Consider the following 10887-nt stretch of genomic DNA (forward strand, 5'->3'; position numbering starts at 1 on the left):
GTGGAGCGACTGTAAGACCTTCTGGGAGTAAATCTCGTCAGGCGGGTGCATTGAAGCAGAAAGTCCCTAGCATCACTGTTAGGGAATCCCGCGCTGTCTCGTGAGAGCAGCGTCGGGAGGATGTCAATAATGGTTTTAGTGGCATTGGTTTTGCTCTGGGAATAGCTATCTTAGTTTTGGTGCTAGGTATTTTGATAGATTTTCTGGCTACTTATTGGGGAGCAAAACAGTCAGGTGCTAGTAAATGGGGGCAAATAGGTTGTTTAGTAGGCTTTGGGTTAGGATTTTTTGGTCTCCTACCAGCTTTACCTTTTGGCGGACCTTTAGTAGGAATGTTAATCGGACCTTTTTTGGGAGCAGTTGTGGGAGAATTTTTATATCGGAAAGATTTGGAGTTTGATCAGAGGGCTAAAACATCTATAAAAGCTGGAATAGGTATTGTAGTCGGCACGGTTGTCGGAAATATAATTCAAGGAGTTTTAGCGCTCACCACTGTGATAGTTTTTCTTGTGACGACCTGGCCTCCAATTAGTGGTTAAAAAGAGTAAATTCTGCCAGTGGGAGAAATATAAACTGATTTATGGTCGGTTGCTTCTGAACCTGGTTTAACTCTAATAGTAACTACATTATCCTCTGCACTATATTCATAAGTAAGTAGACTTTCATTGTATATATTTACTGTGCTATAACCACCAGGTATGCTTGACAAGTCAACTCTAACATTTGTACTTCTTCCTGCTGGTAAAAGTCTTTCTGCTTCAGGTACTAAGTTATAGCTAAGAGTTGTTCCGGTTTGATTTAAAATCTTGAGTATAATTGGCTTTTTTGGATCTGCTGCTTGAGCTTCTGGTTGCCAATATCCAGGTACATAGCTAGGAGCATTTTGGGATAAAACCTCTATAGGATAAATTGTTAAGCTTGAAGTTATTAATACTGTTGTTATCAAAGCAATTTGTTTCATAGAATAGGGAATAGGGTATGAGGAGTTTTTCGCAAGAGAAAAAAAGTAAATTGGAATAAGTTATTACTGTAAGCATTTAGTCGTCAGCTATCAGCTATCAGCTATCAGCTATTTTTTAGTTTTAGATCAGTAGGTCGGCATAATTCAACGACTAAATAGCAATTATTTTGGTTATCTAATTTTTGATTAATTTTATTTATAGCAACGTGCGCTGGTATGTTTGCATATTACAAAATGCTACTAATGTAGCATAAATGAAAGTATTGGTAATAGTAGCAGAAATTTGTACTACATTTAAAGACGATCATAATATGTAAATATGTGAGCGCTCATTGCTATAATCAGGACTTACGCAAATGCACTAATTGTAATGGAAAAATCTGAAATAATCACCAAAAATACACTACATATAGCAGTACTATTTAAGTCCTCTTAATTAAAGAGGATAAGACATTGTTAGCATTTTCAGGTTATAATAATACTTTGATATTTTACCTTTATTTATGCTCAACTAGTTAAAAGCTTTATTAATTAAGTCAGAATTAAGTCAGAATTAAACCTAACTACAAAAGCCGACTTTAAAGTCTATATTAATTTAAACTCCCTACTGAAGGTTGGGATATCATTGTTGATAGCTGACAGCTAATAGCTGAATTCTTACTTATTACTTACTTACTAAGCAGGTATACAAAATTATAGCGATTTTCACAAAGGTAGACTAAAAAATTTATCCCCTCTCCCTTTTGCTTTTTATCTTTAAGCTAAAATCTCTGTATTCTATGAAACATGAAAACTGCTATAATTACATATTTATACAAACTGAATTATTTGTCTTCTAATATATCCCATAAAATTAGAATAAGTAAATAATTTTGTTTAGGTACTAAATGCCAATCTTTACTTATTTCTCTTATTTCTTCTTTAATAATTTGCATAAACTTGTTTATAGTAAGCCTGATACTCTTCAGATAATAATGGCTCCCACCAATCTCGGTTATTCAAAAACCATTCCACAGTTTGACGTAACCCTTCTTCAACAGTTACCGAAGGTTGCCAACCTAACTCAGTTTTAATCTTTGTCGCATCAATAGCATAACGTCGATCGTGGCCTGGTCTATCCTTGACAAAAGTAATTAATTTTTCACAAGGTTGCACAGGTAAATCATTCGCCAACTCATCCATAATTTGACACAACATTGTTACTAAATCAATATTTTTTACCTCATTATTTCCACCAATATTATAAGTTTCTCCTGGTTGACCTTTACAAATTACCGTATCTAATGCCCGACAATGATCTATTACATATAACCAATCTCGAATATTTTGCCCATCTCCATATACTGGTAATTGTTTCCCTAATAACATATTGATGCACATCAGAGGAATTAACTTTTCAGGAAAATGATAAGGTCCGTAGTTATTAGAACAATTAGTAATAATAGTTGGCAAACCATAAGTATGATAATATGCTCTAGCAAGATGGTCACTTCCTGCTTTAGAAGCAGAGTAAGGACTATTTGGAGCATAAGGTGTAGTTTCTGTAAAAGCAGGGTCTTCAGGACTTAAGCTACCATATACTTCATCAGTTGATACATGGAGAAATATACACCTACGGTTTGGATTTTGGGCAAGAGTCCGATAATGACTTCTGAATGCCTCTAATAGAGTAAAAGTACCTACAACATTAGTTTGGACAAAGGCTGCTGGTCCTAATATAGACCTATCTACATGAGATTCTGCGGCAAAGTGGGCTACTGTATCTATATCCTCTTCCTGGAGTAAGCTATCTACTAAAGAGCGATCGCAAATATCTCCTTGGATAAAACGAAAATTTGGCCTGTTTTGTAAATCAGCTAAAGTTTCTTTGTTACCAGCGTATGTTAGAGCATCTAACACAACTACTCGGTGATTAGGATAGGTCTTACACCAGTGATGGGTAAAGTTAGAACCAATAAACCCAGCACCTCCAGTTATCAACAATCGGCTTTCCATAATTTTCATCTGCTATACAATACCTATATAATTCAGGCACTAACTAGTTGACATCCTCCCCGGCTGTTAGGCACGGAGATTCCTACCGAGCCCTAGCTCTTCGATGGGTTGACGTCTCACAGGCTGCTGCTACTTTGGCAGTAGTCTTACGCTTGCCTCCACGTCCGTTTTTTGTCTGGGACTGCCCGCCCGCGACTAATATATTTATTGCTGCATTTTCATCACGGTCGTGTTTTGTACCACAGTTGAGACATTCCCACTCCCTTACTGAAAGGTCTAACTTTCCACCCTTGAATCAACAACATGAACAATGTATGTGATGTTGCTTCCCACCTGTTTATTATTCTAAAATCACGACCGTATTTTTCAGCAATTCCATCTAACAGTGTCCTAAATTGTCTCCAACCTAAATCTGATATGGCTCCAGATAGTTTGCGATCTCTTGGTGCGCGTTCCCTCTGTTGGTCAGCATTCCCTCACAGGAGTGCGCGTTCCGCAAGCGAGCTATCGGCGACGCGGGGTCTGACCGCAAGCGAGCTGTCGTCGTCGCGGGGTCGCACCACTTTTTTTACCATACCAGAAACATTGTCATACCTCTAAAACAATTATTTGGTTTTCACGAATTATTTCAGTGGATAATTTATGTAGAAAATCTGCTCTAGTATGTTTCAATTTTGCATGGAACTTAGCTATTCTTAGCCTAGATTTTTCGTAACGATTTGACCCCCTAGTTTTGTCAGATAATAACCTGCTTAATTTTCGGTACTTCTTAATTCGTTTCTTGAGTGGTTTTGGTTAATCAATTTTTCGACCATCGCTCAAAGTCGCAAAAGTTTTAATTCCTAGATATATACCTACTGAATTATCAGTTTTAGGCAACACGTTGGCAGAAGTTTCTACTACAAAACTTAAGAAATATCTAGTAGGGGCATCATAAACTGTTTTTGTAGTTCAGAATTAGTGGGTTTCCTCTGCCCTGATTTATATTTTTCCTGACAGCAAGCTAGACTATCATTCCAGACAACACGGACACAACCAAATAGCCTTGCTAATCGATGTTTTTGTCCCGATATTGGATATATACGGTACTTAAATCTCGCTTTCATAAAATGACTTTTGAACTAATAATATGATAACATAATGTTTTGAAAAAAATCAACTAAAAAGTCGCCCTAGAAGAGCGAGTCTTTAAACCCAATTTTTCGGTAATATTATTAAATTTAGCCAATATCCCGTGTGAGGAAAATCATAGTGAGTCAGGAAGAAGTATTAACACTAGCAAAACAAGGAGATCCCACAGCCATCGCATTTCTAATCGACCAAAAATTAAGCAATATAGGAGTTAAAGCTAGGGCTAATATTCAGAAAAACAATCTGCATCTTTTACTAGAAGCCTCTGAATTACCAGATCGGCAAACTTGTGTTAAAGTCATTCATCAAGGAATGAAAGCTCTCAAAGCACCATCGATTGATTTTGTCAATATTTATGGGCGAAGATTAGGTCATACAATTCCTGAGTGGACAGAAGTAATTGAATTACATCAACCTACAATATACCATCCGGCGGGAGTAGGGACAATTTGGTGGCAACCAGAAAATACAGACTATTCCCAAGAATCTTCTACAATGACTCTACCTTACCTACCTCAAAAAGCAACTTTACATAATTCGGAAATAATCCAGACACAGCTAAAAGAGGAAGTAGATTCTTCTGTTGTTTATCTTAATCAACCTACTAGAAAAAAAAGCAATCTAACCACGACCACAAAATTATTTTCTCCCCATCATATTGAGAGGCAATCTTCACATAAAAATAACAAACTTATTTGGTTCTTAGCAAGTGCGATTAGTATAGCATTAGTTCCCATATCGACTTTAGTTGTTAATTCTCAAACTTACAGGCTAAATACTATTATTTCAAATATTTTTCCACTACCAAAAATATCTCAGCCAAATACCTCAGTAGCAGAATTTAGTCAGTCAGTACCAGCAACTATACCTACTCCACAAACTATACAAAATTCCCCAATCAAACCAACTAATAATCAGCTTAATTTATCAGAAGTTTCGGAATTTATTTTATCATCAATTAAATCTCCCATAAATCCTGATACTAGAATCACTATTAAAGCAGTGGGTGATATTATTCCAGGTACTAATTATCCGAAAAATAAATTACACCCAAGAAAACAAGAGCTATTTAGATCGGTAAAACCTCTTTTGCAAAATGCTGATATTGTATTTGGTAATTTTGAAAGTACCTTAACAAGTTATCCTAAGAGTCGCAAAAGAATGGGAAGTGGTCGGGTATTTGCTTTTAGAACACCACCAGATTATAGATACTTATTGAAAGATGCTGGTTTTAATGTCTTGAGTGTGGCGAATAATCATTCTTTCGATTTCTTCAAGCAAGGTTTTGAAGATACAATTACAAATATTCAAACTTTAGGAATGCAGGCAGTTGGTAAAAAAGGAGAAATTGTTTATCGAAAAGTTAAAGGGGTTAATATAGCCTTTATTGCTTTTAGTAATTACAATTATCATAATTCTATGCTTGACCTAGATTCTGCTAAGAAACTTGTGCAGGAAGCAGATGAAAAGGCAGATATTGTTGTTATTTCTGTTCATGCAGGTGCGGAAGGAACTAGAGCATTAAGAGTCAAGAATAAAACTGAATATTTTTTTGGTGAAAATCGAGGCAATAAAGTTTTATTTGCCCATAAATTAATAGATGAAGGTGCAGATTTAATTTTAGGTCACGGTCCTCATGTACCGAGAGCAATGGAAATTTATCAAGGAAAGTTAATTGCTTATTCTTTGGGAAATTTTATGGGATATCGTACATTGTCTAGTAAAGGAAAGTTGGGATATTCTTTGGTTTTAGAGTTAGATGTTAATCCTAGAGGCGATTTTGTTTCTGGGAAAATTTTGCCTGTACATTTGAATAGTAAAGGTATTCCTTATCCTGATAAACTTGGTCGAACTATTAAGTTAATTAGGGAGTTAACAAAGAAAGATTTTCCTCACACAACTTTAGAAATTGATGTTGAAGGGAAATTACAAGTTACAAGTCAAAAGTAAAAAATTAAGAGAAATTTATGACTTATAGAACCCATTTAGTATTAATGCCCGCGATTAAGTTTTTTCAGTAGGAGTTAAGAAGCACAAAGATAGCATTTCCTGCGGAATGCGGAGCTAAAAGCCAGCCTTCTGCGGAGGAACTTAGTTAACAGTTTTGAGCTTACCTCCAGGGTTGGAACTACAAACTTCAGCACTTATTATAATTACGCTCGTCTTGTCTTGATGCGAAGAGATTATTATTGATATATTTCAGATAATTTATAGCATAAATAAGTAGCTATTTAGTTAATATAAGTATTTTTCAACAAATTATTAGTGAATTCATTAAAAAACTGATAGCTGATTGCGAGCTAGCTGAATACTTACGAAATAATTTTTTTTCAATTAAGGGAATTAACTATAGCAATCCTATTTTATTCGTGTCAAAAATATTGCCACTTCTTGGGAATAGGAAATAGGCAATAGGCAATGGGTAAGAGTTTCAGAGTTGATTTCTAGTTTTTGAATTGTTAAAACCTATTTAGGATTGCTATATATTCTAATGCTAGTCAGATTAATTACTTTGAATTTACCCCAGCCTTAGCTATCATACTTACAGCATATTTCATGTAAATGTGGTACATTACTTTTAGTATTTAAGCGATGGTGAATATTTTTATGACTACTGCACTTGATAAGAGTCAAGACTAAGCAGTTAAAAAACTATTTTATCAACTACTTCTACTGTACTTTATAAACATGGAATACCCTGTAAAATTAGCAGAGGCAAAAAAATTGTATAAGTGCTTGTTAAATACACCAGTTTCAAAAAATCAGTATTTGTTTAAAAGAAATAGTGTATTTTAAATAGACAAGGAGGATACAAAAAGCTATTGCTCAATCAAAGTATAACTCAATAGTAAATATACAAATAACTTTAGCCTAACTTATCTATACTACTGTATATTGCCATATTGCCAAACCTATAGGTCTCCTATTCCGTAAGCATTCAGCTATTAGCGGTCAGCTCTTAGGTTTTGAAGGAATAAATAAATTGCTATGATTATCGGATTAGCATTTATCCATACTTTTAATTTTCTGTGAATTTATTGATACTAATTCCTCCTCTCAAGACGATATAGTTAATAACTTATGGCTAATAGCTGAAGACTGAATACTTACCAAATGAACCTACCCCTATCTAACCCCCAACTACGATAAAAATTAAAAAATTAATGATTAATCAAACAAATATAGATCGAACAGTTTTAAAGAATGGCATAGTTGTAATTACAACAGAAAATACAGTGGCTGATATTGTGTCAGCCAAAGTATTCTTGCGAATAGGTAGTTGTTATGAAGCCAAAAATCAAGCAGGAATCTCCCATTTATTAGCAGCAGTTTTGACAAAAGGAACAGAAAAATTATCCTCTTTAGATATTGCTCATAAAATTGAATCAGTAGGAGCAAGACTAGGAAGTGATACAACAGCAGATTATTTTTTGCTGAGTATGAAAACAGTATCAGAAGACTTTGATGATATCTTTCAATTATCAGGAGAAATAATCAGATATCCTTCCTTCCCAGAAACAGAAATTGAATTAGAAAAACGGATTACTATTCAAAGTATTCGTTCCCAACTAGAGCAACCTTTTACTGTAGCATTCTCTCAATTACGAGAGATGATGTATCAAAACCATCCTTATGCTTTATCAACTTTAGGTACAGAAAATACAGTATCTCAAATCACCCGCCACGACATTCAAAAATTTCATCAAACTTACTTCCGTCCAGATAATATAGTGATATCTATAGTAGGTAAAATTAGTAATACAAAAGCCATCGCTTTAGTTGAACAAACTTATGGAGATTGGCAACCACCAATAACACGCCTACCAACTTTAAATTTACCAACAATAACTCCTCAACCTTTCACAGCAAAAAAATACCAAGAAACTCAACAATCTATTATTATGCTTGGGTATTTGGCAGCAAATGTTAATAGTTCTGACTACGCTCCCCTGAAATTACTTAATACTTATTTGGGAAATGGTTTATCAAGTCGTTTATTTGTAGAACTAAGAGAAAAAAGAGGTTTAGCTTATGATGTTTCTGCATTTTATCCTACCCGTCTTTATACCTCTAACTTTACAGTTTATATAGGTACAGCAACAGAAAATACAGCGATCGCTCAGGCCGGATTAGAAGTAGAAGTAGAACGCTTAATTACTGACTTGCTCAGTGAAGAAGAGTTAGAAGTCTCCAAAAACAAATTATTAGGTCAGTATGCTTTGGGTAAACAAACAAATTCACAAATCGCTCAAATTTTAGGATGGTATGAAATCTTAAATTTGGGAATATATTTTGACAGTAAGTTTCAGGAGAATCTGGCAATGGTAACGAGTGCTGAAGCACAACAAGTTGCCAATAAGTATTTTATAGAACCTTATATTTCAATTGTCGGACCGGAAAAAGGTAGTGAGTAAAAGAGGTGATTTTAGTGACCATTAATTGCAATTGTAAATTAGGAATCCCGGATTCAGAAGTATCACCTGACTGAATGTTTTGTATATAGCGGTTCTTATCTTAACAAAAATTTCGGCAGAAGTTCCCACCTAAAAAGACAATCGAGACACCCATATTTGAGGTGTGGATGAATGCTAAGAAAAATATATAAAACATCAGCCTGATTTTAGTTGGTGGTGATAATCCCCAACTATAAATTTAACTTCTGACTTCTGACTTCTTCAATAAGGTACATTATTTTTTTATCTTACCTATTTCCTCAAATAAAAAAATTGTGTATCTCACCAATTTGATAATTGCTAAGTGCCTATGCAAAATTAATTACATATTCTGTTTCTAAATTATTAAGCACTTTTTTGAGATTATTGAAGTCAGCTATTCCAGTTTTCGTAAGTTTATACTTCAATCGATTAATATTTGATCAACCTCCATTATATTTTGTTTTGGTGAGTAGGTAGGTAAGCAAAATATTTCTAATTGTTTTGACTTCCATTCTTAGAATTTATTCAGTCTGCAATCCCTAGTCTGAATTGAAGATTTGTCCATAATGAATACAGTTCTTTTGGATAAGTTCAGACTAAATTTATCCAAAAAATTTATCACAACTTCACTATTAATATATCCCTTGACTATTTCGTAACATAATTCGTTTTTGCGATGCATTAATCCTCAAATATTTACTTGTTTACTCTAACAACTTTTACCAGTTATTGTTGGGCATTTCTCTATTTATCCATAGGGAATATATGGTTTCAAAGAAAACCCTCTTTCATCCAAATATCTTAAATCAATTTCTCCTTTTTTTCTCTTTACTTTTGAGTGTTTCTAGTCTAGGTAGTTTGATATTTTACTCCCATTCATCAGGGCTTTTGCTGATGCCCCTTTTCATCCTTTTCCACCTCATACCAAACTTTTTTATAATTCTTTTTATTGTATCTTTACTTGCATTAATTGCCGAAGTTTTTTGAATTTAATTTTTAATTATATTTAGTGCTTTTGCTTCCCATTTCACCCATTCTTGAACTTTTTTTGTTTGTTATGAGTTTAATTTAGGTTTTCTGCTTCTTCTTGTTTGATTATTAACTCCTAATATTTCTAGATATTCCCATGGAGTTAACCAATTAAAAATTTTTTTTATACTGACTTTAAATATTTTCATTAATTCCTGAATAATAAATCCTTGACTGCTCCATATTATATAGTGCTACGCATTAAGGCTCTTGACATTTCTAAATCCTAAAACCCTTTATTAGTCTACTATTCCCTCCATACCTATTCCCTATTCCCGATTCAAGTAGCGCTATAGATTGAAAGCCGTCTCGAACTTGAGGACAATTACTATAGCGACTTATTCTTTCTAAAAGCTTCCTACTCTCTGGATTTAAGTCTCTAATAAATTTTCTAAGCTCATAAATATATATTTGCTTTTTATAGTGTACATTCCTGTATTAAATATGTGTAATTGATTTTGCACAATTACTTATAACCTAAAAAAATTAAAATAAAAAAATAAGGTAATATTTTATTTGATAGTATAATTAATTTATCGTGACTGAAAAAGAGTCTTTATATTATTGAAAAAAGAAGCTATAATAATTCTAATAATTATGGATATAGCAATCTTATTTGAACTATGATAGATTGCATATTTTTATGAAATAAGGGAGAAGAACTAAAGAAAAAAAATGTATCTTATGAAGATTATAAGCGCTATATTATATAATTTTAAGGAATAGTCAAATTCTCACATATAATTTCTAAGCGGGAAAAATTAGGTAAGTTGATATTTTAATCTCATGTTGGATAATTTCCAGTTGTATTCTTACCGAAAAATTAAGGTATAAAGCCTTCTATTTCAAGAGAAAAAGCGGTCGGAAAGCAAAGCATTCCGTAAGGATAGGATGGATGGATTACCTAACCATATCCAATCCACCAACAGAGCGGTCGATCTTCGGAGCTTTCCGTAAGGATGGGATGGCCTACTTCGGAGCGGCTCTGCACTCTTCGGGTTTCCGTTCCCTCCGGGACGCTACGCGTTTTCCTGCGGAATGCTGCCTCTTGCAGAGGAGCTGCCTCTTGCTACGGTAGCTCTCGCTAACGCTAAGGCAAACATGTCGCGTTTGCGCTTCGCTTTCCTACGGAATAATTGCGCAAACGCGACATGAAAAACGCGCGTTTTGCGGAGCGCTAAACGCCATATCCAATCTCCCCTTGAGAACAAAAAAAAATCCTTTTAGTCAATCCTATCCGTTATCATAAGAGGTAATAATTAATTGTTGAATACCTGATATTCTGGCTTTAATTTCATGGAAAAAAAATCTAATTAATTTTGCCTAAATATTCCT

At 34.2% G+C, this 10887-nt stretch carries 7 protein-coding genes and 1 pseudogene; 3 read left to right on the forward strand and 5 right to left on the reverse strand.

The window, feature by feature from the left end:
• Positions 1-143: 143 nt before the first annotated feature.
• The gene (locus F6K22_RS17645) at positions 144-539 is read left to right on the forward strand and encodes a DUF456 domain-containing protein (protein WP_375340166.1); all 396 of its coding nucleotides are present in this window, start codon (positions 144-146) and stop codon (positions 537-539) included.
• Here F6K22_RS17645 and F6K22_RS17650 read toward each other — a convergent pair.
• The 5 genes and pseudogenes from F6K22_RS17650 to F6K22_RS17670 form a co-directional block, all read right to left on the reverse strand.
• Positions 536-961, reverse strand: a complete 426-nt coding sequence (locus tag F6K22_RS17650; RefSeq protein ID WP_293100424.1) for a hypothetical protein — start codon at positions 959-961, stop codon at positions 536-538. The two genes, F6K22_RS17645 and F6K22_RS17650, sit on opposite strands and share 4 nt — an antisense overlap.
• Before the next feature lie 921 nt (positions 962-1882).
• Positions 1883-2956, reverse strand: a complete 1074-nt coding sequence (gene rfbB, locus F6K22_RS17655; RefSeq protein ID WP_293100427.1) for a dTDP-glucose 4,6-dehydratase — start codon at positions 2954-2956, stop codon at positions 1883-1885.
• A gap of 82 nt (positions 2957-3038) precedes the next feature.
• Positions 3039-3194, reverse strand: a pseudogene (locus tag F6K22_RS42210) (hypothetical protein); the annotation flags it as partial.
• A gap of 350 nt (positions 3195-3544) precedes the next feature.
• Entirely contained in the window at positions 3545-3730 is a 186-nt protein-coding gene (locus F6K22_RS17665) for a transposase (RefSeq protein WP_293100439.1), read from the reverse strand.
• Between the two features lie 134 nt (positions 3731-3864).
• On the reverse strand, positions 3865-4062 hold the full coding sequence (locus tag F6K22_RS17670) for a helix-turn-helix domain-containing protein (RefSeq protein ID WP_293100430.1): 198 nt from the start codon (positions 4060-4062) through the stop codon (positions 3865-3867).
• A gap of 145 nt (positions 4063-4207) precedes the next feature.
• Here F6K22_RS17670 and F6K22_RS17675 point away from each other — a divergent pair, with 145 nt between their 5' ends.
• Both F6K22_RS17675 and F6K22_RS17680 read left to right on the forward strand, forming a co-directional pair.
• Positions 4208-6037, forward strand: a complete 1830-nt coding sequence (locus F6K22_RS17675) for a CapA family protein (protein ID WP_293100433.1) — start codon at positions 4208-4210, stop codon at positions 6035-6037.
• 1214 nt (positions 6038-7251) lie between these two features.
• The gene (locus F6K22_RS17680; RefSeq protein WP_293100436.1) at positions 7252-8502 is read left to right on the forward strand and encodes a M16 family metallopeptidase; all 1251 of its coding nucleotides are present in this window, start codon (positions 7252-7254) and stop codon (positions 8500-8502) included.
• Positions 8503-10887 lie beyond the last annotated feature (2385 nt).

Source organism: Okeania sp. SIO2F4 (assembly GCF_010672385.1).
Lineage (GTDB): Bacteria > Cyanobacteriota > Cyanobacteriia > Cyanobacteriales > Microcoleaceae > Trichodesmium.